At 31.1% G+C, this 26,523-nt stretch carries 25 protein-coding genes, 2 tRNA genes and 2 pseudogenes; 10 read left to right on the plus strand and 19 right to left on the minus strand.

The features are described from left to right. Window positions 1-164 precede the first annotated feature (164 nt). Entirely contained in the window at window positions 165-314 is a 150-nt protein-coding gene (locus CLU81_RS26930; protein ID WP_099708336.1) for a hypothetical protein, read from the minus strand. Beyond that, window positions 314-856 (minus strand): hypothetical protein, encoded by a 543-nt coding sequence (locus CLU81_RS02195; RefSeq protein ID WP_099708337.1) that lies wholly within the window; start codon window positions 854-856, stop codon window positions 314-316. The genes CLU81_RS26930 and CLU81_RS02195 overlap by 1 nt, the downstream gene beginning before the upstream one ends. An 87-nt stretch (window positions 857-943) precedes the next feature. Between CLU81_RS02195 and CLU81_RS02200 the strand changes: the two genes are divergently transcribed. From CLU81_RS02200 to CLU81_RS02235, 7 genes and pseudogenes are all read left to right on the plus strand, one after another. Further along, window positions 944-1,195, plus strand: a complete 252-nt coding sequence (locus CLU81_RS02200) for a hypothetical protein (protein WP_099708338.1) — start codon at window positions 944-946, stop codon at window positions 1,193-1,195. A 373-nt stretch (window positions 1,196-1,568) separates the two neighbouring features. Continuing rightward, complete coding sequence (locus CLU81_RS02205; protein ID WP_099708339.1) at window positions 1,569-2,009, plus strand: KTSC domain-containing protein; 441 nt, start codon at window positions 1,569-1,571, stop codon at window positions 2,007-2,009. A gap of 258 nt (window positions 2,010-2,267) precedes the next feature. After that, complete coding sequence (locus CLU81_RS02210) at window positions 2,268-3,029, plus strand: DUF4369 domain-containing protein (RefSeq protein ID WP_099708340.1); 762 nt, start codon at window positions 2,268-2,270, stop codon at window positions 3,027-3,029. Window positions 3,030-3,047: 18 nt separating this feature from the next. Next, window positions 3,048-3,434, plus strand: a pseudogene (locus CLU81_RS02215) (peroxiredoxin family protein); the annotation flags it as partial. Window positions 3,435-4,171: 737 nt separating this feature from the next. Then, window positions 4,172-4,252 (plus strand) — tRNA-Tyr (locus tag CLU81_RS02225). A 285-nt stretch (window positions 4,253-4,537) separates the two neighbouring features. After that, a tRNA-Tyr gene (locus CLU81_RS02230) sits at window positions 4,538-4,618 on the plus strand. 292 nt (window positions 4,619-4,910) lie between these two features. Continuing rightward, entirely contained in the window at window positions 4,911-5,960 is a 1,050-nt protein-coding gene (locus CLU81_RS02235; RefSeq protein ID WP_233209634.1) for a site-specific integrase, read from the plus strand. Here CLU81_RS02235 and CLU81_RS02240 read toward each other — a convergent pair. Next, window positions 5,914-6,834, minus strand: coding sequence for an IS3 family transposase (locus CLU81_RS02240; RefSeq protein WP_144444448.1), 921 nt, complete (start codon window positions 6,832-6,834; stop codon window positions 5,914-5,916). The genes CLU81_RS02235 and CLU81_RS02240 overlap by 47 nt on opposite strands. Next, window positions 6,777-7,079 carry a transposase gene (locus CLU81_RS02245; RefSeq protein ID WP_099707978.1) on the minus strand — a complete coding sequence of 101 codons (303 nt, stop codon included), beginning with the start codon at window positions 7,077-7,079 and terminating at the stop codon, window positions 6,777-6,779. The genes CLU81_RS02240 and CLU81_RS02245 overlap by 58 nt, the downstream gene beginning before the upstream one ends. Window positions 7,080-7,738: 659 nt before the next feature. Here CLU81_RS02245 and CLU81_RS02250 point away from each other — a divergent pair. Together CLU81_RS02250 and CLU81_RS26705 are read left to right on the plus strand one after the other, a co-directional pair. Further along, window positions 7,739-8,269, plus strand: a complete 531-nt coding sequence (locus CLU81_RS02250) for a hypothetical protein (RefSeq protein WP_099708343.1) — start codon at window positions 7,739-7,741, stop codon at window positions 8,267-8,269. A 2-nt stretch (window positions 8,270-8,271) separates the two neighbouring features. Next, complete coding sequence (locus CLU81_RS26705) at window positions 8,272-8,409, plus strand: hypothetical protein (RefSeq protein WP_158235297.1); 138 nt, start codon at window positions 8,272-8,274, stop codon at window positions 8,407-8,409. Between the two features lie 328 nt (window positions 8,410-8,737). Here CLU81_RS26705 and CLU81_RS02255 read toward each other — a convergent pair whose 3' ends face one another. From CLU81_RS02255 to CLU81_RS02270, 4 genes and pseudogenes are all read right to left on the minus strand, one after another. Further along, window positions 8,738-9,349 carry a PDDEXK nuclease domain-containing protein gene (locus CLU81_RS02255; protein ID WP_233209777.1) on the minus strand — a complete coding sequence of 204 codons (612 nt, stop codon included), beginning with the start codon at window positions 9,347-9,349 and terminating at the stop codon, window positions 8,738-8,740. Window positions 9,350-9,358: 9 nt separating this feature from the next. Further along, window positions 9,359-9,612, minus strand: a pseudogene (locus CLU81_RS27035) (DUF1016 N-terminal domain-containing protein); the annotation flags it as partial. Window positions 9,613-10,376: 764 nt separating this feature from the next. Continuing rightward, window positions 10,377-10,808 (minus strand): hypothetical protein, encoded by a 432-nt coding sequence (locus CLU81_RS02265; protein WP_099708344.1) that lies wholly within the window; start codon window positions 10,806-10,808, stop codon window positions 10,377-10,379. Between the two features lie 68 nt (window positions 10,809-10,876). Further along, the gene (locus CLU81_RS02270; protein WP_099708345.1) at window positions 10,877-11,143 is read right to left on the minus strand and encodes a hypothetical protein; all 267 of its coding nucleotides are present in this window, start codon (window positions 11,141-11,143) and stop codon (window positions 10,877-10,879) included. Between the two features lie 216 nt (window positions 11,144-11,359). Here CLU81_RS02270 and CLU81_RS27040 point away from each other — a divergent pair, with 216 nt between their 5' ends. After that, window positions 11,360-11,470: an IS3 family transposase gene (locus tag CLU81_RS27040; protein WP_233209635.1), complete on the plus strand. Its 111-nt coding sequence runs from the start codon at window positions 11,360-11,362 to the stop codon at window positions 11,468-11,470. Window positions 11,471-11,841: 371 nt separating this feature from the next. Here CLU81_RS27040 and mreC read toward each other — a convergent pair whose 3' ends face one another. The 11 genes from mreC to CLU81_RS02340 form a co-directional block, all read right to left on the minus strand. Beyond that, window positions 11,842-12,642 carry a rod shape-determining protein MreC gene (mreC, locus tag CLU81_RS02280; RefSeq protein WP_099708346.1) on the minus strand — a complete coding sequence of 267 codons (801 nt, stop codon included), beginning with the start codon at window positions 12,640-12,642 and terminating at the stop codon, window positions 11,842-11,844. Window positions 12,643-13,079: 437 nt separating this feature from the next. Further along, window positions 13,080-15,899, minus strand: a complete 2,820-nt coding sequence (locus CLU81_RS02285; RefSeq protein ID WP_099708347.1) for a VIT domain-containing protein — start codon at window positions 15,897-15,899, stop codon at window positions 13,080-13,082. 65 nt (window positions 15,900-15,964) lie between these two features. After that, window positions 15,965-17,110, minus strand: a complete 1,146-nt coding sequence (locus CLU81_RS02290) for a serine protease (protein WP_099708348.1) — start codon at window positions 17,108-17,110, stop codon at window positions 15,965-15,967. A gap of 1,438 nt (window positions 17,111-18,548) precedes the next feature. Next, complete coding sequence (locus CLU81_RS02300) at window positions 18,549-18,800, minus strand: hypothetical protein (RefSeq protein WP_099708350.1); 252 nt, start codon at window positions 18,798-18,800, stop codon at window positions 18,549-18,551. A gap of 923 nt (window positions 18,801-19,723) precedes the next feature. Further along, on the minus strand, window positions 19,724-19,924 hold the full coding sequence (locus CLU81_RS27045; RefSeq protein WP_369804774.1) for an IS3 family transposase: 201 nt from the start codon (window positions 19,922-19,924) through the stop codon (window positions 19,724-19,726). Window positions 19,925-20,018: 94 nt separating this feature from the next. Continuing rightward, window positions 20,019-20,156: an SOS response-associated peptidase family protein gene (locus CLU81_RS27285; protein WP_099712644.1), complete on the minus strand. Its 138-nt coding sequence runs from the start codon at window positions 20,154-20,156 to the stop codon at window positions 20,019-20,021. A gap of 22 nt (window positions 20,157-20,178) precedes the next feature. Beyond that, window positions 20,179-20,382 (minus strand): hypothetical protein, encoded by a 204-nt coding sequence (locus tag CLU81_RS02315; RefSeq protein WP_144444453.1) that lies wholly within the window; start codon window positions 20,380-20,382, stop codon window positions 20,179-20,181. 296 nt (window positions 20,383-20,678) lie between these two features. Further along, on the minus strand, window positions 20,679-21,395 hold the full coding sequence (locus CLU81_RS02325) for a hypothetical protein (protein WP_369804775.1): 717 nt from the start codon (window positions 21,393-21,395) through the stop codon (window positions 20,679-20,681). A gap of 1,990 nt (window positions 21,396-23,385) precedes the next feature. Next, complete coding sequence (locus tag CLU81_RS02330; protein WP_099708353.1) at window positions 23,386-24,279, minus strand: bestrophin family protein; 894 nt, start codon at window positions 24,277-24,279, stop codon at window positions 23,386-23,388. Window positions 24,280-24,762: 483 nt separating this feature from the next. Next, a complete protein-coding gene (locus CLU81_RS02335) occupies window positions 24,763-25,065 on the minus strand; it encodes a hypothetical protein (RefSeq protein ID WP_099708354.1) in 303 nt (100 codons plus the stop codon). 277 nt (window positions 25,066-25,342) lie between these two features. Next, window positions 25,343-26,170, minus strand: a complete 828-nt coding sequence (locus CLU81_RS02340; protein WP_099708355.1) for an META domain-containing protein — start codon at window positions 26,168-26,170, stop codon at window positions 25,343-25,345. Window positions 26,171-26,523: the final 353 nt, after the last annotated feature.

Genomic DNA, 26,523 nt, shown 5'->3' on the forward strand with positions numbered 1-26,523 from the left:
AAAGTTTTTTTTAAATATCTAAGGCTAAAAAAAGTTCGCAAAGCTTTGCGAACTTTGCGTAATTCTTAGCGTTCTTTGCGGTAAATTTTACGTTCCAGTTTTCACGTTTCAAGTTACTCGTTGCAAAAACTTGAAACTTGAAACAAAGAAAACCTGAAACTTTTTTACTTCTCTTCTTTTTTGTCTTCGTTGAACTTTTTGATAATTTCTTTTAGCTTTTCTTTTCTTGCAATTTCGGCCTGTTTTACTTTGTTTTGGGCTTTATGCAATTTGTCATTATGCTTTTTGATATTCCTTTCGTTGTTGCGTCCCATTATATTTCTCTTTTAATTTCGTCTAAAGTTTTCTCGGTAAAAATCAATTCTGTTATAATTTGTTTTCTCAAATCACCTATATCATCATAATCAAAATGTTTTGCCCAAGACGTTAATTGTTGCAGATTCCTGATTTGTTTGATTCTTTTTGTGGTTTCAAAACTTGTTCTTAAAACAGGTTTTCCATCATATTTCGGATTCTTTTTATGCTGATACGTTACTGTATTTTTTTCAAAATCGGCTTCTATATAATAGAGCTTTTCTTCGGCATTATCCGGATAAAATTCATTCCATGCTGCAAAACCTATTTTAGTTTTAGATGGCGTTTCCGGTTCCATTGCAATTAAACGCCATTTGCTATTAGCCAATCTTCCCCAATGATTTGAAACGCGATACATTCCGGCTTCTGTATAATAATAGGTACTTCCGGTTTTGCTTTCAAACTGTTTTTTTAAACCTTCGATTTCATTTGGAAGTACTTCATGAAACACGCAAAAGGTATTTTTGAACGAATTAGGATGTGGCTTGAAGTTTTTTTGCATGTGCAAATATACTGAGATTGTCCAAGACTCCCTAAAACAAAGATAAATTGATTAACTTTGTACCTTCAAATTTTAAATAAAGAAGTCATGTCTAAAGGTTCAGAAGAAAAAATGATGCAAAAAGGAGTTTATACCGGTATCATGGAGAAAGATGAAAACAACAATTATTTTTGTGGTGAATATCTTTTAGATTATAAAATGGCTCACGCAAATCATACTGTTGGTGAATTAATTACAATCAAATCGGTAATTGAAAATCCAAGCGATATTAGTTATGATAAATATCCAAAGAAGTCGAAAAACTTTCATAAAGCAAATCAGAAACTTGAGGATAAATAAGATTTTGTTTCATGTTTTCTTTGTTTCAGGTTTCAAGTTGAAATGAGGATTTTACCGCAAAGTTTACAAAGGTATTCGCAAAGTTCGCAAAGTTTTTATTGATAAAGCTTTGCGAACTTTGCGTTTTTATAAAAGCCACGAACGAATACATAAAAATACTTTGCGTGCTTTGCGGTTAAACTTAAGTATCTAAAGTATTCAGTCTCACATTCTAATCTTTTAACTTCTAACTCTCAATATTTTACATTTTTTTCGAATATTTTTTCGATCAAAAGTAAAAAGTTAAAAAAAAGTGTACCTTTGCAAAAAATTTGTCGTTTTGAAGTAAAAAACACTCATTTCAAACTAATAGACAAGAAGTTACCTTTTATTTATGAAAAAAATAGTTGAATACCGCAAGTTACTAAACGTAGACAAAACTGCTGAATTAAAAGATTTGAAAACAATCTATCGTAATGCGATGAAAGAATCTCATCCTGATAAATTTCAAGGTGATGATGCTGGTTTAAAAGCTGCAGAAGAAAAAAGTAAGGCTATTATTGAGGCTTATCACTTTTTGGTAAGTATTAATCCTGAAACGATTAAAGCAAATTTACCTGAATATACTGAGACTATCGCAACTTCATCAATTACTGATTATAAATTTGTTGAAGGTCGTTTAATTATCGATTTCTCTAACGGAAGTGTTTACGAATACATCAGTGTTCCTAAAGCGACTTACGTAAAAATGGTAAATGCTGATTCTCCTGGAAGATTCGCAAAAAGACACATTTTGAACTCTTTTACTTGGAGAAAGAAAACAAATCAAGAATAGTTTTTATACTATAATATACTTACAAGCATTCTGGCAACAGAGTGCTTTTTTTATGTCTAAAAATTAAAAAAATGATAATTTAGATTCATAATAATAATAGAAACGAGAGTTTTAAATCAAATAAAGCCAGCAAACAAGCTGATTACAGGAGGATTAGATTCAAAAAAACTATAACAAAATTTTAGGTTCCAAAATTCTTTAAGTTTTAGATTTTTAGATACTTTTGTTGCACAAATCAATTAACTAATTATTTTATAAATGAAAAAAATACTTTTTTTACTTACCGCTTCTGTAGCGATTATGTCATGCAGCAAAGTTAAAGACGGAGAATATCTAATTACCGGAACAGCTAAAGGAATCGAAAACGGAAAAACTATCATTCTTCAAGGTCAGGATCCAACAACAAAAATGACAGTTGCTCTTGATACCGTAAAAGTTGAAAATGGAAAATTCGAAATAAAAGGAAAAGTAGCTGAACCAGCATTTCACGCATTAATTGTTCAAGGTGTTAATCAACCATTTCCTTTCATCTTAGAAACAGGAGAAATCGCTGTTGCAATTGACAAAGACAGTATCCACAAATCTAAAGTTTCAGGAACTTATAACAATGAAGAGTATACAAAATTCACCGAAGAACTAAACAAAACTCAAAAAGGTTTAGTTGATTTTCAGAAAAAAAATACTCAAAAAATGCAAGCTGCTCAACAAGCTCAGGATACTGCAACTATCAATGGTTTGATGAAACAATACATGGAACTTCAAACAGAAGTACAGGCAAATTCTAAAAAGAAATATACTTCTTATGCTGAAGGTCACCCAAAATCATTCATTACTGCTTTGATTCTTCAAAGTATGCTTGCTGATCCAACTGCTGATGTTAAAAAAATCGAAACTATCTATAATGGATTAGATGAGTCTTTAAAAAACACTACTCCTGGAAAAGAAATTAAAACTAAAATAGGTCAAGCAAAAATGCCTGCAGTTGGTGCGTCAGCTCCTCCTGTTGGTAGCGCTAAATGAAGATCAGATTTTTCAGCTCCTAACACAGAAGGAAAAGTAGTCTCGCTTAAAGAAAGTTTAGGTAAAGTGACTATTGTAGACTTCTGGGCTTCATGGTGTGGACCTTGTAGAAAGGAAAACCCGAATGTTGTAGCTATTTATAAAGAACTACACGCAAAAGGTTTAAATATTGTTGGTGTTTCTCTTGATAAAGAAGCAGCGGCTTGGAAAGAAGCTATTGCAAAAGATGGTCTAACATGGACTCAGGTTTCTAACTTGAAGTTTTGGGAAGAACCAATTGCAAAACAATACGGAGTTGAATCTATTCCGGCAACTTTTATTCTTGATGCTACTGGAAAAGTAGTTGCGCAAGACTTAAGAGGTCCTGAATTAAGAGCAAAAATATTAGAGCTTTTAGCTAAATAATACCAATTTCAGAATAAAACAAAAAAAATCTCCCTAGTGGAGATTTTTTTGTTTCTATACATATCTATTTGAATTCAAATTATAGGATTAAGACAAAATCAAGTTAAGGCAGATATTATGTCATAATTAAGCTCGCCATTTAGCTTGCTTAATTCAATGAAAAACCTTTCAATTCTTATCTTTCAGGAAAACTCTCATTCGCTGCAGAAAACGGCATTAAATCGCCTTACAACTCTTGTACTATCTCTATTGAACTTTACAAAATGGAAAACTTATATTTTTCAGCCGTACACAAAGAATCATATTGAAAAGGATACTCTCACTCTATTTCTTCCAAACAAAGCAGAATTAGCCTTAAAAAAGTCTGCAGAAAAAAACTTTAAGACAAACTTCCTTTTTTAATCTGGTTTCTTTGATCTAAGCAAACATTAAACGATGCATATTAAAATAAATTTCCAAAGATTTTATTCTTTGTAGTGCAAGAAAACTAGCTATTCGAGAATATAAAGATTAAAAATCAAAAGTAAAAACATCGAAAAAACAACAGAATAGTCTTACTTTTTAAAATAAATGAAGAAAATACCCAAATTAGATATTTTTTATTTTATTCAATTCCAATGAATTAAAAAATAACTTTAAAATAACTTAAAATTAAGTTGATTTTTTGTTTGTAGACATGAAAAACGTTCCTATATTTGCAACCGCTTAGAACAACAAAGCGCACTAACGCTGAGATCGGGGAGATACTCAAGCGGCCAACGAGGGCAGACTGTAAATCTGCTGTGAAAACTTCGCAGGTTCGAATCCTGCTCTCCCCACTAAAAGTCCTAATGAAAATTAGGACTTTTTTTATGCTCCAAATTTAGATTTTTTTGCTACAAAAACCAAATCAACGCGTAAACGGAATTTTACCACTAAAATTTTTTAGCTTTTATTTAAACTAACAGAACTGAGAAATCATTCCTGAAAATCTATATTTTTTCTGCCTGCATATCTTTGTAACTATTAATTTCTTCTAAGTTTTCATTTTTTGTTTGCAAACATGAAAAACGTTCTTATATTTGCAACCGCTTAGAACAACAAAGCGCACTAACGCTGAGATTGGGGAGATACTCAAGCGGCCAACGAGGGCAGACTGTAAATCTGCTGTGAAAACTTCGCAGGTTCGAATCCTGCTCTCCCCACAAAAAGGGTAAAAGAAGTAAAAAGGTCACTTTTTCAATCTTTTCAAAAACCCGCAAAAAACGTGGTAAAACCTGCAAATCCTAGGATTCGCAGGTTTTTTGCATTTTAGGCAATTTTCAAACTTTATAAAAACACTCAAAAGTTTTGTGGCAGAATCGTGGCACATTTGGGTGTTTGCAAAATGTGCCACAGAATTGCACCTTAACACTTGTAAATACAGGGGTTAAGGAGGTTAACGACTTGTTTTTTTGATGCTATAATTCTACATTTATTAATCTAAAAAGTTGAATTATGTTAGAAAGCAGCTTTGGGTTGGTTTTCTTTTTGAAAATCCCCCGCAATGAAAGTAAAATTAGAACAGTTTATCTTAGAATAACTGTAGATGGAATTCCAAAGGAAACATCCACCAAACGTAAATGGGACAGCACCCGCTGGGACCAAAAAACCGAAAGAGCAATCGGTACAAAAGAAGATGCAAGATCCCTTAACTTCTTTTTGGATTCACTGATTTTAAAAGTCAATGAATACAAAACAGAGATTATGTACAGCGGAAAACCCATAACTTCAGAAAAAGTTATGGATTACGTTCTGGGAAAAATCACCCCAAGGGTTAAACTGCTGGAGGAATTTCAAAAACACAATGACCAAATGACCGCGCTTCTCGGTAAAGGATATGCCAGAGGCACTCTTCAACGATTTACTATCACAAAAAATCATTTAACAGCTTTTATTAAATTTAAGTTTAAAAAAGATGACATGGAATTTGCGGATTTAAATCTTGAATTCGTAAAAGATTTTGAGTTTTATCTTAGAACAGTTCGCGACTGCAGCAATAATACTACGCTTAAGTACATAGCTAATTTCAAAAAAATAGTAATTCGTGCGATTGACAAGGAGATAATCCTAAAAGATCCTTTTAAAAACTTTAAAGGAAGAAAAACTAAGTTGGTAAAAAAACCTCTTTCAACTCAGGAATTATATGAATTGGAGAGACATTATTTTACCACAGACAGGCTCAATGTAGTCAGAGATGTGTTTGTTTTCCAGTGCTATACAGGACTAGCTTACATTGACGCTTACCAGCTTAGGCAGGCAGATATCAAAGACGGAATGGACGGTAACTTATGGATAATGTCTGAGAGACAGAAAACAAATTCGACCACGAATGTCCCGCTCCTGCCACAGGCACTTAAAATAATTGAGAAGTATAAAGATCACCCGATTTGTGTACAGCGTGGCACAGTGCTGCCAGTTTCTGGACTTGCAACAAAAAGTCGGACAAATTTTCTAAGACCTATGCTACACTTTCTATTTTATAAAATTCTAGTTCCATTTCTTTAGGTGTTTTATATCCCAAAGAAGAATGCAGACGTTTTCTATTATACCATACTTCTATATATTCAAAGACTGCTAATTTAGCTTCTTCAATGGTTGTGAATTTATGCTGATAGATAAGTTCTGCTTTAAGGGTCTTGAAAAAACTTTCAGCTACAGCATTATCCCAACAATTAGCTTTTCTACTCATACTTTGAGTGATTAAAGTATTTTTATTAATCAATTTTCTGAATTCTATCGAAGCATATTGTATTCCTCTATCTGAATGAAAAAGTAAAGATTCTGTTATTTCTCTTTTTGATACTGCCATTTTCCAAGCTGGAATAATCGTTTGATCGGTATACATTCGTGTGCTTAATGACCATCCTATAACCTGCCTGTCATATAAATCAATAATAGTAGTAAGATATAACCAGCCGGCAGCTGTTCTTATATAGGTTATATCAGACACCCAAACCTCATTAAGTGATTTTGGTGTAAAATTTCTATTGAGATGATTACTGCACACTGGATATCGATGATTAGAATCTGTGGTTACTTTAAAGCGTCTTTTAAGTTTACTTCTCCAGCCATTAAGAAGCATCAATTTAGCAACTTTCCTTTTGGATATTTTATATCCTTTTCTTTTTAGCTGTTCCGCTATTCTGGGACTTCCGTAAGTTTGACTGCTTAGATCAAAAACTTCTTTTATTAAATCTGTAAATAGACTATTTTCTATAAATCTATTAGAAGGACCGCCACTGAACCATCTATAATAACTACTTCGGCTTACTTTTAAAACGCTGCACATCTTTTCAATAGGATATAAATGTTTATAGCTGACTATAAATTGGTAGATTTCCCATCGCTCTTGGAAAAGATGTGAACGGCCTTTTTTAATATCTCAAGCTCTAATTCTTTTTCTTTAAGGGCTTTTCGTAATTGTTTTACTTCTAAAGAATCTATCTCTGTCTTTTTAGAAATAATTGGTTGTAGATTAGTAAATGTTTTTTGAGAAGACCTCCATTTATAAATACGCTCTACCTGGACGCCTAGTTCATCTGCTAATTCTTTGATGTTTTCTCGCTCGTAACTTAATCGTACTGCTGATGATTTAAACTCAGCACTGTAAACTCGTTTTTTCATAATTCTAAGATATTTATTTTTATTTAAACAGTCTTAAAATTTATGTCCCAGTAAATGTAGCAACTCCATATTTACGTCTTGTATAAAATGGGAGGTGTTTCTCTCTATTATCTTATTTAATTTCCTCACAAAGTACGGGAATCGCTTGTCGGCGCTAGCAAAAAAAAACCATAAATACAAGAAAAAAACCTGCTTTATTGCGTTGCTTTTTGCGCTTGCTTAGCGATTCTCGATGAATGTTCCATAATTATTTACAAATAAGTACTAGTTGAAAAGTATAAAAAAACTCCATTTAGAAATGGACTTAGAATTAAGAAAATTCTATATTATTAAACAAGTTCATAAATTAAATCTCCATTTTTTATGTGCACTAAATAAATTTGAGGTACAATTAAGATATAATTGGGAAAGTAAAATTAGAGTCGTAAATCAAAGGAATTTTATAAAGTAAGCCTAAAAATCTTAGTACTCAAAGTTTTGTGGCAGAATCGTGGCACATGGGTGTCTTGCAAAATAGAAATCTAGTAAAACCAAGGTCTGGCGAGTTTAGGTTCGAAACTTTTAGAAAAAAGTCCCCCAATTCTGCTGACAGGGTCGGCACAATTTATTTTCCATATTCAATGTTTTCAAAATTACATTATATTCATTAAATTAGTACTATGGATAAAGAAGCAGAATTAGGACTCGATTTTATAATTGATAAATTAACAAACTCTATAGAAAACGTGATTACTGGAGATAGTTTTCAGACTGAAATTTCTATTCTCCAAAATTCTGATTTAAAGTCTTTAACAAAGAAAAAAGGTTGGCTTTTTAATTGGAATGAAGAATTTAAAAATCCAATTAGAGATGTTTATAAACTTACAATTTTTGGAAATTCAAAAATAATTCAAGGTCTTATAAGCTTAGAAGTTAAGTCAGATCATGTCTATATGCATCTAGTTGAGAGTGCTCCATTCAATAAAGGACAAACAAAGGTTTATGCTGGTGTACCTGGTAATCTAATTGCTTATGCTTGTAAATTATCTTTTCAGCGCGGGCACGATGGAAATGTTTCTTTTCTTTCAAAATCGCAATTGGTTGATCATTATGAAAAAACACTTGGAGCATTGCATTTCGGTGGTAGAATTATGATAATTGAAACAAAATCAGCTTTGAAATTAATCAATAAATATTTTCAAAATAAATAATTATGAAAACTAAAAAATTAGATTTAGAAATAGACAGTATTGGTGGACTAAGTTCTCTAACATTAGCCGAAGAAAAAGCTTTAAGCGATTTTTTTCAAAAGAAAAAATTAACAAAAAAGAAAACTGAGAAAAAAAAATAATACTTAAAAATTAGAACGTAGCATATCAGACATTTTTTGATGGAGTTGATTCTTTTTTGCCACAAAAGTTGGCAATCGGATCACTTACTATCTCAATTGTTACATTATTGGTTTTGTGGCAAAATCGTGGCACATGTTAATTTGAAAAATTAGAAATTCAATGTTTATAAGCGGTAACGCGTATGGGTCGAATGTCTGTGCTGCCCACTAAAAGGGTAATATTATGAAAGTAATTTACCACTAGTTTTTTTTATTTTAAAGGTCATTTAAAAGTGTATTCTCCTTTATTTCAATCGTGTCCACTTTAATGCGTAATTGGATTTGAAATTTATTCCGAAAGGTATTTTCTTTCTATTTTTTCTTTTGCTTCAGTTAGTAATGAATGCATTTTTTCTTCAAACTGCTTTTTAAGTGGTAAATCGGTCCAGTATTCAGCAACTATTATCCCATCTTTGTGCATTTCAAGTAATTCTATTTGTTCACGACTGCTTTCTGCGCAAAGTATTAATCCAATTGGTGTTTTTTCACCTTCTTGCTTTTCATACTTGTCCAACCATCGCAAATATAACTCCATTTGTCCTTTATGTTTAGCTTGGAATTTCCCTAATTTTAATTCAATTGCTACTAGTCTTTTTAATTTACGATGATAAAATAGTAAATCTAAATTAAAATCTTCACCATCTATAATCATTCTTTTTTGGCGTTCCACAAATGTAAATCCCTTTCCTAGCTTAAGAATGAATTTTTCTAACTCATACAATATTGCCTGCTTTAAATCCTTTTCCAAGTAGCCATTTCCTAAATTTAGAAAATCCAATAAATAAGGATCTTTAAATGAGTATTGTAAATTATATGGAGATGATATTGTTTGAATATTGGCTATTGCGGTACGTTCAAAAGTTTTGGCTGCTATTTGCTTGCGCAAATCCCTAACACTCATTAACTGGTCGCTTACCTGATTAGCATAAAACAGTTTAGCTTCCGGATTTTTGATAGGAATTATTGCTAAAAAGTGGGACCAGCTTAATTGTCTGTAAACTGATCAGCAAACTGCATTCTCCGAAGATTTTTTTCTTCGAAGTTTCTTCCGTATTTACTTTCCAATTGTATCGACAATGCCGACACAATTTGCTTTCCGTATTCTGCTCGTTTGTTTTGAAGTATAGTATCGTTAATTCTAAAACCAATCTCCCAAAAAAGCAATGTTAAAGAACTATTGTTTTGAACAATAACTTGTTGTTAAGTTTGCTCAACAAGCATTGGATAATTCGTTGAGTAAATCAGTTTCAATAAATGCTATATTATTTTCTCTATCCTAGTATGATTATTAATAATAAGTGTCGTAAAAAGCATAGGTTCGAATATATTATAAAATAGAATTAGTGTTGTCCAGTACTTGTTAGTCAGCCGCACTTTTTGGTAATGCAATGTTAGGGTCAGGCATCTTTCTTAAATTAATCACCTCGGGGTTTTCTTCTTATATCCTAAGTATGGCTCACCAAACCATTCTGCCATCCATTTTTCTTCCCGAAGTACAAATTACGTGTGAAGTATAAAAAAATGACTGGAATTACAAGAAGGGATCAAAATGTTCCTAAAAGTATTGAACTGCCAATGAGCATAGTGATGTACCCCAAATACATCGGGTTTCTTGTATACTTGAATGTCCCTTTTGTTACAATTAGAAATACCCAGGTACCTGGAGGAGAATCTGTGCCTAATTTTTGAAAGAACATGCCACTTCCAAGGATAAGAGAAAATACAAGAACAATTGTTATAATTCCAATGTATCTCCAAGGAAAATGTAACCATCGTCCGATTGGAGCAAATGAACGGAGTAGTATCATCGCAGTTAATCCTAAAAGAAGATAAATTGGAGGACCAATACCAAAGGTTATAGGCGAGACATTCGCACATCGACTACGATGAAGCCTTCGTACAGCAGGTGTTTTTAAACAAGATTATATCTAATCAATAAATTTTACCGGAATCTTATTTGAAAATAATTTGCCATGAAATATTTTCACATAATTCTCTTGTAATTCTTTTAATTTAAACTCTGGTAAGCTTTTTTTTGTTTGAGTGCTATCTGAAATATAAATTAAATTAAAATCATACTTTATTTTATTTTTAAATATGAAATATGAAATACTATTATCATAAATATTTGCCTCCTTCAATGGTAAATAAATGATTGTTTGAAAATACTTACTTTGATTTGGATATAATACAAATGAATTTTTCCTTATTGAATTAGAAAAATCAAAATCATTGTTTGGACAAGAATAATTTAACTCATTCAATTTATAACGATTTTCCTGAATTCGATAAGTTTCCGGATTTAACATATCATTAGATTTTATAAAACTATCCCCTCTATTTAAAATATGATGTGGCATAATATTATTATTATTTGTTTGAATATTATAAAAAAGCTTACTCTTTACAATATAAACAAGTATTTAAATCATATTGATTTAGTTACTTCTATCAAATCTTCATTCAAAACAAAGAAATATTTGTATTTAGAAGTATTGGTTAATTTATATGTAATAATGTTTTTTGCATCATTTTTCTCTTTATCATTATACATTAATTTTGTCCTATTAAAGATTGAGATATCTCCAACTGAATTAACTTGCTCATTAATTATTTTTATGGCTACAGGATTTTCCGATAATTCCTTGTTTTGACAAGAAATAAAAACAAGACAATTGAAAATTTTATTTTTCATAATATTATTATTTTTTGATTAATACTAGCTCACTATATGATGGCATACCATGAACATATGCTGCTCCAATTGCGTAATTAACATAAGTCTTAATAAATTAATTAGACGGAGTATAATTCGTAAAAAAAAATCCTAATAACAATGCCGTTTGTGAAAGTTTTTTCTATTATTTTAAAGCTGAAATACTTGTCGGAAATAGTTATAACGAGAAAACAGATGAGATCTGAAGTTTACGAATACATCGAAAATTGGTACAATAAAAAGCGAAGACATTCAGCTTTAGGCTATAAAACAATCGAAGAATTTGATAGAATTAATTTAAGATAAATTTGGAGAAGTAAATTAATAATATTTGGAAATGTAAAAAAACCTGAACATTGTGCTTTTTAAACTTTTTAAATAATTTCAAAATGGAGTAGATACCCTTGTGCCAGAAAAAAGTTAAGATGAATTAACAGATAATTCTTCATCTCGATTATGAGGCAAAATCTTAGCGCATACCTTTTCTCGGAAACAACACCTCACACAAATAAGGAGCTTAGGTTTGAATATATTAAAACCATTTAGGATAAAGGCCACATTAAAATGAAAAAATGAGGATTATTGCTCAACTTTAATTCTGTTAATGTTTGCATTTATCTCTTTCACTATTTTATTTATCTAAAATTACTAACTCTGAACAATACCTTATTGTTCATTTATTTTTTTTGCAACGTCTCTTGAGTTTTTTTGCTCTTTATAATATATACATAGCCTAGATTAGTCATATCATTGAACAACTTAACATGGATCATAAAAGAACTATTTGAAGTCTCCATTTTATCAATAGTTCCAATATCAATATTTTCAGGAAAAATTTCAGACAATCCCCCAGTCACAATTGTGTCTCCTTTTTTTATAGATACACCTCTAGTAATATCACTAAGTTGAACAAAACCAGTGCTTTTTCCATTCCAACTTATAGTTCCAATAAGGTTACTATTTTTTATTTTAGCATTAATTAGACTTTTGTTATTTAAAATACTTGCAAGCTTCGCAAAATTTGGAGACACTTTATCTATGACTCCCACAACGCCTAAGTCATTTATCACTCCCATATCTACATTAATACCGGCTTTCCTTCCTGTATTTATGATTATATAATTTTCATGTAAATCATACGAATTGCTTATAACTTTTGATATAACAACATTTTTAGGGCCTATTCCGAATACACTATCAATTTTTATTACTTCGTTCTTATTTTCTTTATTGAAAAGAATTCTTAATAATTTAGCATTTTCTTCCGCTAATGAGTCATTTTTTTCAGCTAGACCCATATAATTGCCAATGGTATCAATTTTACCATGAACCCCATCACCCACGAATTCAACTGCACCAATAAACTTACTTGTATGATAAGAATGAGATTGAATTGTTAATGCAAGGGAAATCCCTAAGAGTGATAAAAACAATAACCGATTACCATTTTTAATAATAAAATTAAATATTCTCTTCATTATAGTAAATCATTAATATTTATAGATTCTAAAATCTCCAATTTCACGAAAGTACAACTCTTTTTCTACAATTTAATATTTTCACAATAGCCTTAAAACCAAACGATAAAGCTACCTTACAAACTCAGCTAACGATTGCTCATAATTCTGAAAAAGATATTAAAGTGGCTCAATTTCTAGACTGTGATGTTTCACCGGCATATAGTTTTACCGCTCTGGTCTGTCCTTTGGCATAGTCGTAGTTAAAGGAAATACTTAAACTACTAAAAATCTTTTAAGTTTTTTAGATTGTCTAAAAGAACCAAATTATATGTTTTTTTATTAATCGAGTTTAGGTTATAAGTAATTATTTTTTAATCAACTGCTTTAAATCTTGAGTTCAGGAAATTTTAAACCAAAAATGTCAGCGTGAATTTCAGATACTAATGTTATTTTTTCTAAAACTCAAATTCTCCAATCAGAATCTTACTGTCGTTTTCGCGTTTGTTTTCTTTCTGACTCTGAAAAACAGCAATTTTACGTTCTTGTCTTCCATCAGAATAGTACAGATATACTTCTGCCATCACTGTTGTTGGCCCGGAAAGTATATTCTGTCTCTCTCCAAAAAAATTGGTTTTAATTTTATATTTACCCTTTATGGCTTTTTTTAGTAAAAACTGTTCGGGGCCAAAACCCTGAGTGAAATCATTACTTAATCTTCCTCCAATTTCTGTAGATTTATGAGAGTATGAGCAATCTTCCCCTCTTGGATCTGTAACCCAAAGATCTATATCTGTATTATCTTTATTCCAGTTAATTACAACGCGAATGTCTACGGGTAAATTTGCTTTTAGACGATCATCTATTTTGCTCGCATCTACATTTTTGTTTTGGCTCAGAATATTATTAATTTCCATAATCAAAATCTCCTCTATACCGTTGTCTCTTACTGAAATTTCATCTGTATATTCCTGATAAAGCATCGATTTATAGACATTAAGAGCCTCTTGAGGTTTTTTATTATCAATCAGGGCCAATGCATAATCTCTGTGGCTTTGAGAATCGAAAGGTCTCCATTCCAGAATTTTCTGGGTAATCCATAATTCCTTTTCATAATTACCTCTCTGTTTTAGGAGATAATATATAGTCTTGTATAACTCTTCATTCTCCAGATCGAGCTCTGCTAATGTACTTAAAACCTTTAAAGAAAGCACTTTATCTCCTTTTTTGAATAGCAATTTAGAGACATCAAAATAATACGTTACCTGCTTTTCATATTTAGAACGATTTTCAAGATACTTCTGGTAGATTAATTCAGAGGACTGTAAATTCTGAAAATCTTTCATATACTCTTCGTTGCTTTCTACCTCTACCAAAGTTATTTTACCTTGTGGTTTTGTTACCCCGCCAAGCACTGCATTATCAGCACTTGAAATATTGTAAACAGCATTTTCTTGTAATTGATCTTTATTTGCTGATTCTGCTAATGATTGATTAGAAATTTTAGGGTATTGTTTTTTTTCGGAAGGTTTAAACTCAGTATTATACCAAGTTACCAGTTCACGGGTTATATCGAAAGATTTGGATAAAAGGTTTTTTCTTTTTTCTAAAATTTCTTTTTTGTTTCTTGAAACAATTTTATTGTATTGAGATAATAACTCCTGAGGTGGTGTAATTCCGTAACGCACATAATCATTGATGTCATCCAATACAATAAGACTGGTGTTTTTACTCACCACTCCAAACTGTTCGCTCAAATTTCTGATTTCATCACGGTTTTGAGTCGAATTGAGTTCAAGATCATTGATTTTCCTTTGTGCCCAAAATTGCGCAATTGGCCAGTTATCTACTTCTACAGCGGTATTAAAATCTACAGGCACTTCATAGTTTTTATTCCCTACGGAAAAAACAGCAGTTAGTTTACCCAAATTTGGAGCTGAAATTCCAAATATATTTATTGGTTCATTTATTGCAGTTCCCACATTAGGAAATAGTTCCTGAATATCGGCACTTTCTTTAAATCCTAAAAATTTAACAGGCAGTTTATTGTATGTTTTTATAGCAGACTCGGTGTCTAATTCATTAAGATTGATAAAATTTCCTCCTGATTGGAATGCTAAAAGCTTTAGGAGGTTAAAATCAGAAGTAGGCGTACTTACGATACTATTTAGAGGTTTTTTGAATTTTAAAGTCAGATCACCAAAATTTGAAATTCCATCAGAAAATAAAAGATATTCTTCTACTTCCGGAATTTCTTTTAATGCACCAAAATCGGTTCCACCATCATATTTCAAGTCAACAATTCTATTTTTTAATGCACTCCAGTTTCCACCGGAAACCGTAAATTCTTCTGTCTTCTCCAGAACATTATTTAAAAGGATAAAGGATACTGAAATATCTGTGTTACTGGAAAAATAGGCATTAAGAAAGTCAAGCTCTTTTTGGCGGTTTCTTTTCGATCCGCTGAATGAATTGTCCCAAATAATAGCAATCCTATTAGTTTTTGGCTTTTCCTTTACAGGGAAATCCATCGAAACACTCGCTGCAAAATAAAATTTATCACCAGCACTTTTCTGCAGCAAAATATTTGACGACTGATTTACTTTTGGTATTGTTATTTTAAGATTTTCATTTGGTGTAAAATTTTCTTTGCTAATCTCAGCAATCCATTGATTTCCTTGTTTCTGAAAAGCAAAACTTCCATCTGGATTTTCAGTAATTTTGGGAATTATAAGACTTTCATTAATTAGAACTTTCAGATTAAATTTTGGAATACTAGCCGTTCCATTAGCAAAAGTTAAAAGATATTGATAGTCAGAAGCAAGATTTTTTAGTTCCTGATGATACGTAATTTTAATCGTTCTGCTGCCTCTTGCGGGAATCGGATAAATTCTTGTTCGAAAATTATTCCCATCTACTTTTTCAATAATTCCCGGATCTATATTTCTCTTTTCTATACTTTCAAATACTTCCTTAGCTCGTTCTTTGGGAACAGGAACTGCATCTCTTAACTTTCCGTTGATATCTAAAGCGTAGCCACTTATGCTTACTCCTTCAGGTAATGGAATAGTAAGTTTTCCTTCTAAAATTCTGTCGCCCGGATTATAAAATGTGTAAATGGCTGTTGTTGTGGCAAGATTTCCCAAAATCTTCGTCTCAATTTTTGCTTCCTGCATGATAACTGGATGTTTTTTTTGATTTTCTACGTCCAGAGTTGGGATTTGAGAGAAAACGACACTAAATACCATTAATGCACATATAGTAAAAACTTTATTCATATTAAAAAAGTGATTTTTATTTCGTTACAAAAGAGAAAAACTAATAGATTCTTAAGAGGCTCTAATTAGAAAGTACGAATATGCTTAGCGACAATTCCAAAATTAAAACCTTGTACCTCATCTACTCCACTGAAATTGACTGCGATTAACTGACCACACTCATTAAATACCGGTGCGCCACTGGCACCATGTGTAGAAGTGATACTGTATTGAATTTTATTCCCGTCTGATTCTTTACTTATTTTACCATCATAAAGCTGCACTTTTATACCTGAATTTGTCTTTGCCAAATCCATTCCCAAAGGATAGCCAACCATTATTGCTTTTTGTCCGGGAGTTAAAGAGGCATCATTCTCAACTGCATTGTCAAGATTGATGATGTTAGCAACACTTCCCGGTGTTGCATGATCTGTTAATCGTAAAATCCCTAAATCAACATTTGTATCTTCTGAAATTTTTTCAATCTCGCAACTAAGCCATTGGTCATCTGAATCATGAAGTGCAACCGCAATATAGATAGTTTTTACATATACCTCAATATCTTCCTTAGATACATATTTTTTAACCGGAATAGCAACTGCAATATCTATTGTTGCTTTGGTTGTATCTGCTTCTGTATCATTTGAACTGACAAATTCTTCACCCGCTGGCTCTTCACTGGTTTCTTCGCCTTCATCTTCATAATCCCCTTCGCCTTCACTTTCGTCATAATAAGATGCAACTTGCCAGTTTCTTTCAATAAAACTTTGATACTCATCTTCTGAAATATCAGTAGTAAGAATTGAAGCAATTTTCAATTTTAGATTTCTTAACGCAGTATTTGTTTTTTCCTTTTCTTCATCTGATGAGTTCCATGGCTGTAAAACATGGCTATTGGTCAATATTTTTCCGTCTCTGTCTACGAAAAAACCTGTTCCAAAAACAGTTTCTTCTTTTGCATCCTGAGTAGTAAGCTGAATTTCTTTTCCCTTTATTTTTGCAAAATAACCATAGCTGTGTCTTATCAATACAACTGCGTCTTTGTATGCGTTATAGACTTTTGTATCTGAATCTAAACAAATAGCTGCAGGTGGCGTTTTAAAATATTTAAAGCCAAAAAAAGTTACTGTTGAGAGAATGATTACAGTAAAGAAGATAATTTTGTAAGGTTTTCTTTTTGTATTGTTAATGTCATGCAAATAATTATTGATTCCGATTTTTCTAATTTTCATTTGTAAATAAGTTGTTTTAAAAATAATTCAAGTTGCTAGTTAATTGATTTGTTTAATTACAGTCCAAACAAAAACAGAGTTAACTTTATTAGAAAACCTTCAAGTATAACTTTATATAAAAAGGTATTAATTTGCAAATTAATTTCCATCAAGATATTTATAACAATTAAGACTCATTAATATTAGTCTAATATTTTGACTAAAGCTTAATAAATTACACAATGCTAATTTAATTCGGAATCCTAACAAAATAGAGCTTCGATAAGCCAAAAAAAAAGCACAATTAGGCATATTTTTAAATCACAACCCACACAATGATTTAACAAAAAAACATCTATTGTATCAAATTTTAAAAAAAGTTCAATTAAATGTTATATCGAGAGCTCAATGTGTTAATTTTTACAGAAACCCATTTTAACTTTTTCAACAATTGAAATACTTATTTCTTTTTTCTAAATATTAAATAGATGGAAAATTTAAATTTTAGAAATAACTCGTAAATAAGAATACAAATGGCGCTTCGTCGCCTTTACCTGATGTAAACTAACTTGGCTGATATTTGTTCCGTCATTCCTAACAATTGCGAAGTCATCCAGAGAATCAAGTTGCAACTCGAGATCATCTACGTTAGCTTTATTTAGTATTATATGATAAAGTGCAATCTTGCCTTGATAAATAAACCCACTCCGTGTATCAGCCGCAGAGTCTATATCGTTAGGATTGATTAATGGCATATTTTTTCTTTTGAGTTATTTTGTCCAACTTTAATCTATTTTTCAGCTTAAAGTTTTTTTTTGAGAACAAATTATTAGAATATAGCAGTTAGTAGAATTTTGTGAACTTCAAAGTAAGAGTTTTAAATAAATTAAAAATGTCGTTTCCCTTTAGAAATGGAAATAAAATCTTTCTATGCCGTGGGAACTATTATATTTATTCAGCTACGCATTTTTGCAGAAAGAAAGTTTATAAAGTTAAGTCTATCAGAAACTTGTAAGACATAAATCAATTAAGCCAAGCCAAATTGATTTCATGTTCATCTAGATATTTTTTTCCATGTTTAAATTGAAAAAGAAATTCAATTCAAGTAAAATTGAATTGAATTTCTTTTAGTCAAGAAGAGTTTGGATAAATTAATTGAAGTTAAAAACCTCCCAATCAGTTTCTGTGGCTAATTCAATAACTTTATGAATTTAGAACGTCTCAACCAAAGAAAGTGCGTAGTCCCGATCGATGGGTAACATATCTGGTTTTATAACTTCTTCAAGATATTGTTCAGGATTCCATAATTTACGTACTGATACAGGATGTGTATGTTCAATACTTTATAGTATATTCTCGAACTTCCTGTTTGCTATTTCAATGAATTCCTTACGATCTATTCCGGCCAATGGAGGGTGGTAATTTTAATTGTAGGTTTCTTTTCCACGGGTTTAATATTTTAATTTTTAATTGCTGTTTCCTCTATTTCAGCCAGACGGTAGTCATAACCACCACTTTGGTGGCTATCTACATCAGCAAAAACTGCTTTAAAAATATCCAGTTTAAACTCGTCATCAAATAAAAAACCTTTCTCATCTTCCTCGCCCGAGATATACATAGCCACTTCTTCGATACTAACTTTATGCATGTTATCGAACAACAATTTTGATAATTCCAGTGCCTCTGGATTTGCTTCAGCAACCAAGTCCATTTTTCACATCCTCCTAGCCTGGCAATGATATGCTGTGCATTCAATTAGTGTGAAATGGTTTTCATGGATCTCGAAGTCAGTGACCAGCGCGTCAACATCGAAAAATTTTGGCGAATACTCGAAGAGGTTGTCCTCTAAAGAAGAATCGAAATAAGGTTTTTGTGTTTTAAAATCTTTGTGCAGATTTTTTGCATGAAGTTTGAAGTACTCAATAGTTTTTAATACATTCCTTTAGTACCAACTTAATTATCCCGGATATTGCGTTCGTAATCTTTATTTGGATAATAAGCAGCTAGGTTAGCATTATTAAACTATTGGCTGATGAAATCCTTGCATGAACGAGCAAGCTTGCCTATAAGCATATACAATATTAGCAATAAAAATTTAAATTACCAAACTTATTGCACTGACTTATAACTACATGACTATTAACTAAATATTTATATTTCACTATTCTATTTAGTTGGATTACACAGCAACAGCATAAGAATTGAGGAATTTCGGATTTTAAGGATAGCCAAATTAAATACAAAGAAGAGGTATAAATATCATTGGCGATAACAATGCTGAAACAACAATTCTCTCGAAAGCATTGTCACTGTGTATTGAAAAATGAAACTTCAAAAATAATTGAAATTGATTATTTTAATAAAAACCACCTTATGATGTTTAATTTAAAACTTTATTTTTTTTACTTATACCAATTTTTCAAGTAGGAATTTCTATTTACCCTTGTGGTAACCTTGTGGTGATTTAATAATCCTAAAATATATTTTTATTATATATTTATGTATAATTAACCAAATGTCCTCTGCTATACTCCAAGAAATTCAAGATGGCGTAAAGGGTTTATTTAATATCATTAATTCTATCAAATTCTTCAATTGTTTTAAGCCTAAGGATGAATGCATTCTTTTTTTATTTTACCAATTTTCAATGTATTCATATACTTCGACTCTCATCTGTTTCCTTGGCAGAAGTTTGTTTCGATTAATTAATTCTTTTTTAAAAGAGCTGAAAAAGCTTTCGGAAACTGCATTGTCAATACGATTTTGTTTACGGCTCATACTGCGTATAACATACTTATAAGATTCTAAATCTATTAGTGAAGATTTTATTAGCATATTGAATACCTCTATCAGAATGAAAGATTAAATCTTTAGTGATTTTCCTTTTATTTACTGCATATAATCCTGCGACGGTGAAAATTTCATCATCTTATGAGTTGATCTGGTATTTGTCTTTGCTCTTTCCTTTTTCATCATTCCAATGCCATTCATAATAGGCAGATGCTATTATCAGACAGCGGTTGTGCGTTATATTTTTAAAAGATGCTTTTTCTTCGAGGGATTCAATCCTCGCATTTAGGGTATTTTATCTAAATTCCATATCTTTTGCCTAGTCCCCATGTATAGTCCGTTGTAATTAAATGCTGCGATGAATTAAGGATTACAGGAATATTAGGATGTGAAAATCCATTTATAAAATCAGATTGAAGATAAGTTTCTTCATTATCCACTTCAGAATTAAAACGTCGTTTTACATTTTCAATTGCTGCTGACTGCTGGGTATAGTAACACATAATTTTTATGTCCGTTAAAGTTAAAAAATACCTTATTTTCATAATGCTAAACCTTTTAAAGGCCCCTTTGCTAAAATGTCCTGTCATAAATTTGGCATTAAAATTATTTAAAATGAGCCAGTACCAATTTGACGTAAGGCTTATCGAAAGCCTCGTTAGGAAAAATGCGCAGAGGAAAAATAATCTACGTCAGAAAAACAGCAACAGAATGCTAATTTATATGCTAATTTTTATCTTTATATTTTTCGCTTTATATCAAATTTAGTTCATAATTAAGACTTTACATAAATAAAAAATTAAAATTTCATCCGATGACTCGGGAGGTTGATTTCATGTTCCTGTGGATAAGGTTGCTGATCAGTATTGCTGACATCTTCTTTTATTAGCTGCTGTGTTTTAAACTGGTTATTTGTATCCATGTAACGCGAATCAGGCATAAATGGCATTTTTGCCATTTTATGAAGCATAATAGTTGGGAAATGATAATCAATCTCGACTGTTCCAAGCAGCAGGTAACAGCCGCCTTCCTGCAACGGGTGTACCGCAAAACTGTCAGAAAAAGGTGCAATATCAAAGTAAGCCCCTTCATTGTCTATCCAGATTCCAAAATACATATTGCCTATTTTGATTGGTACCTGTTTGGTTGAAATAAGATAAGCCAGTATACGCACCTGTTTTTTATGGCTATTAACAAGATCCTTTACTTTTATGTCACCACGGTGTTTGGTTTGTAGCAGATCAAATATAGTGCAGGAAATCGGAAAACTAACCAGTTCAATCCCATCAAAAGCATCTTCAAAAACGGATCTTTCCAGTGTCGGTAGTTTATACTCCTTCACTAGTTCCTGCAAAAGCATAAGTCCTCTATTTTCAGGTTTAAAATTGTTAAGCAGCAGGCTTGCGATCACCAGAAGCTGGTTCTTAGTTTTTTCCGTAAAACGGAATGCACCTATAAAAATCAGGATTTTAATGCTTTCAATTCCCTTTGGGATCCGGTTTATGAAATCTTCCAATGATTTGAACTCACTGTTCCTTTCGCGATCTGCTTCAATAAAACTGTGCCATTTTTGAATCAAGGCTCATCAGGTGCATAAAACCCCAATACACGTCATTTCCGTACAAAGTAGCTTCAAACACACTCTCGTTGACGCAGGGATTGTGTATCACTGCGCCAGCCATACGCGCCTCATGCACATATATCTCAAGACTGTAAAAGGCCTCTCTGATTATTAATTAATTCAAGTTGCTAGTTTATAGGTAATAAAAAAACAAAGCAAAGGTTCAGTAAATTTGTTTTGCGAACCAATAAACCTTACCCATGCTTTGTAGAGACAAAATTATATCAATTTTTTGTTTAATAGATGATATTTCAGAGTAGAATCTGCAACTCACCACTACAAGTCGAAAAAAAATTTCATACTAAAACTACTCAACAACAATCCAATTGTGTCCACACTGTAGACAAAATTTATTCAGATATTTTTTTAGAATATATATTAACTTTTAAATCATATTCTTAATACAAACTTTAAATCAAATTGCAACTAAATTATTCTTTCTATTTGAACTTAACATATTTAGGCAATAGAAAAGAAGCTGTCACAAAACTGAACAGCTTCTTTAAATTATTTTTTAATGAATTTTATTCTATTTCAACAGGTTAGAAATCTAAAATCTCATATCACTAACTTTGAAACACCATCATCAATTCATTGATGAAATTACATTAAAAATAAGTTTTTTAAATGATTTCGTTTCCCACATAAGCAAATAAAAAAATTGACTGCCAGTTTTTTCCAATTATAACTATCGTTTAATTGATTCTGAAATACGCTAATCTCTTCTCTAGATTTATTTAGCATCTTTTATTAAAGATTAATAAAATTATTTCTTTCTAACTTACTTAATTTGCAAAACTAAGTTACGGTACTGCATTTTAATGGTTAATTAAAAGTAAAAGAGGCGACCAAAGCTGCCTTTTCTTCTACATAATTAGAAATTTACATCCTCTTCCATTTCATTCTGTTATTATCTTATATAATCAACCAACTTAAAACTGGAGTTACCCATATTTACCACAAAAATTTAAGGCAGTTTTTAAATTTACTTCACCATTCCAAGTTTTGAGGCAGAATCGTGCACATCTTAAAAAATTTAGAATTTGACTTCCGTGGCACATTCGTGGCACAACAGTAAAAAAATATTGAAATTGCAGTATAAAAGCGGGATGCGAGGTAATAGTTCTAATCCCTCCTTAATAATCTTTTTTCTGAGTGCAACATCAAAGACCCTTTTTTTGAACGCTTTTGAAGCCAATCATTAAAAACCTAAAACATGCCTTGGGATGATATTGGTTTAAACTTTACTAAATTGTAGAGCCTATGTATGTCTACCTATATATTTAAGAAAGTGCATTTCTATTAGCTGTTTTTTCTGATTTACATACGAAATTTACAACAAGTTCAACATTGTTTATCCTAAGAATCGCCTTAGGATTAAATAGTTTTTCACTACATCCAATTATTTATAAACCAATAATTTACGATTTTAATTTAATCTAACTAAACAAATATTCATACAAACAAGATAGGAGCCGAACCATTGTAACACCATCAAAATCAATTATTTAAATTACTTTTTTTATATATAAAAACACTCACTACATGAAAGCAAAAGTGGTAATACCAAAAGTGGTTCAAAAAAAAGAGAGAGAGCGGAATTGAAATAAATCTTAAAGAAACTGAACAAATATTAGCTTTCTTACACAAATGGATTGGTTTAGTTTTGCGTCAGCATATTCCACATAATTTTATATAATGTAAACAATTCCATTCATTTTTTTATTATCAGCCTTTTTATGCAAACAATAAAGTAAATAAAAAATTAAGCTCAGTTTTGGTTGGCATTTTCATAATAATTCATGCCCATTTAAATTACAGCAAAAAAGCCAATTGATATTGGCATTATTTTTAGAGCTATTCCATTAGACATTTTATTCCATTATTACAGTGAATAAAATGTATGTGGTTCATAGGGTTTTGGAATATCTATATCTTTCAATAACTGTTTTATATTAATTTCAATAGTAGTGGTAATGGTTGTCATCGCAGTATCTGTTGGCTCGTTTTCAAATGGGTCCTGCAAAAGTGTAGCTGTTTTTTCCAACACAAAAAATCCAGAAGCGATTATTAATAGAAGCGGGGTTTCAAATATAGGGTTAACATCCCCCAATGAAATTGAAAGAGTAATAACAAATATGTAAATCATTAAATGCAGAAATACACGATAGGTTACAGGAAACATAGTGTTCTTTATCCTTTCCGCCATTCCCATTGAACTTGAAAAATTCAGCAATGTTTTATTAAGCTGAATTTGGCTAAAAATATCCATTTCCCCTCTATTCTTAAGTTCTGCTATTTGCAATACATTTATTTGTAATAGCCCTAAAGGCTTATTGTTATGTGCACTAATTCTTTTTATTTCCTCATTTGAAATGAATTTCTCTAAGTTTTCTAATGGATCTAGCCCTCTTAAGGATTGCCCCAAACTGTAACACCATGCAATGTGCCTCAAGGCTATTTGTCTTACGTCATCTTCATTACCCTTAACAATGTAGGATTGTAATAGAAGTGTCAAGTTTCTGCTTTCATTTACGATGTTTCCCCATATTTTTCGTGCTTCCCACCATCTGTCATAAGACTGGCTAAGTTTGAATGATAAAAGAATTGATATTGCAGTTCCTAAAAATGCCGGAATGGAAATTGGCATTTTTGGAATATCTGAGTGAAACTTATAGGTCAAAAAGGAAATCAGCAATGCGATTACTGCTGAATAAATGAATTCAATTCTTATCTCTTTAAGAATATAAAAAATACTAAGTCTTCTAGTTAATAACATTTCTTCTATTTAATATATTTGAATTAATTTTAACATACATGAATCGCAAAATAAATCAAAAGACAGCAGCAAATTCGAATTTTAACAACTTTAAAAGTACCTTGATGGGCATTCAAAGATCAAGCCAAAGCAAAGAACATCCGCTTTAGTATACCCATGTATAGGATCACTATCTTTTGAAAAATCTTCTTCTTTTGTTTATCTACTCGGGTTCTAATAATTTTTTAAATAATTGTATGAAATTATTCTTGTTTTTTATGCCCATAATCAATGTCACTAAAAACAGTGCATTTCTTGGATAAAGATGTGCGCTTTTTCCGCTTTAAATAACTTTCATAAAAAAAATACCCCTTACTTTATTACTCGACAATCAGTTTCATACGGTTCTTCTAGAAATCCATACAAAATTATCTTTTGCCAGTCTACGCATTTTATTGGGATTAGTTTGTCGATATAATTATCTGAATAAAGTAAAAGAATGTATCATCTAATTTTTTTAGTAAATCTTATTTCCTTTTTATTCCATCTCTCATTTATCTCCCTTATTACCGGAGGGGCTAATATTTTATTGAAACAAATATTCATTTTTTCGCCGTTTAAATTAAGCTCAAACTTTAATTGCTGAATTTCATCTTCTGTAAGCTCTGTTATAGTCGGCCTTAGTTTTCCATAATCATTTTCGAATATACAATCCTCAATAGTTGACTTTTCATCATTTAAAACAGTATAAATTTTTCCTTTTTCAAAAAAGCGAACTCGATCTGTATTAATAAATTTATATTCCATGAATTCTCTATTACTATTTTCCGCAATTATTTTTATTGACGAAGCTTAATCACTTTTCTCAACTTTAAAATAATTAATTTTATTACTGTCAAATTGAATTATCTTTGGTCTCTCGTAATGATCTGGAGTCTTTATAAATAGCCAATTTTCTTTCATATATTATTTCTATAAATTCTGAGTTATTTTGTAATACCTAATATAAGGTCCTATCAAAATTAAAAATTATATCTTCTACTTCACTAGCTTGAAATCTTATTTTAGATTTTAGCTTAATATCTTATATAGCAAACATCATTACCAGCTTATCATCAAGATAAAAATTAAGTGTCTGATCTGCCAAATCAAAACGTAATTTCTGATTAAGAAAACCCAGTATTTTTTGCTCCGTTATACCGGTCTGCTCATCTAAACATGCCATTCTAGTGGTGCCTATTTTACTGAAAACAATAAAATCACCATCTGTTGTATAAGTGCCAAAAAAACTGTTACAGCCACTTTTTCCACTTACTTTACTCGAAACAGGGTCAAATTTTATTGAAACTGGCCCATAGTCCCTTCCAACGCCCTCCAGTTGTATGAGTTTCCAGTTTGTTTTACCAATGAAACTCCAGGCTCCGTTTTGAGTCGGTACCATAAATTCCATGATTGTTTTGCTACGTAAATCTTTAAAAATAACAGTGTTTTTTTTCCTTGTAATTTTTAATATTTTATTGTCCATTACACTGATAAACTCCTGTTCCAATCCCATTTTTTCTTCGTCACAGGCCATCATAGTACCTATGGGCGATGAAGTTTCGATATGGTTCTTTTTTGCAAGATTTTTATAATTTACGCTAAAGTTATTACATCCGCTTTTACCTTGTATGGTATTGTTGCCACTGTCTATAGTAATAAAAAAACCGGTACTGCTTACAGCTTTTCCATTTAGGCGTGTCAATATCATTTTCGTATCGTAAATTCCATCTGCTGATACAGATGATTTTAAAATATTTTTCAAGTTATATTGAGCGGCTGAGATATTACTGTTTTCTATTTTTACCTTTTCTATTCCGTAGGATACAGTTGATAAAAATAATAGCGCAATCAAAATGCATTTGTGTTTCATGTTTTTAATTTTTTGTATTTATAACTGATGTGCATCAAGGATCAAGTCAAAGCAAAGATTCATCCAATTAGTTTTTAATCATTAGGTGCTTTTGGTTGTTTTTGTAATTCTAAAAATTACTTCTTGAGTACGATTGAACTCCCAAAATTTAAAATTTGGACTTAATATTCCACATAGTACTTAAAATCATACTGATACCAATTCTATTTTGGCTTACTTCTTATATTCTTGGTTTCTTCGGCTTGAGCTAAAGCAATGAACTTTTTAAATAGAATATTTTCACATTTTTAATGATTCTTTCCACTAAAAGTACCTCCTCTCTGGTCAGAGGCTTGCTGGATTTCTTTTGACTC

The organism is Flavobacterium sp. 9, from assembly GCF_002754195.1.
GTDB lineage: Bacteria > Bacteroidota > Bacteroidia > Flavobacteriales > Flavobacteriaceae > Flavobacterium.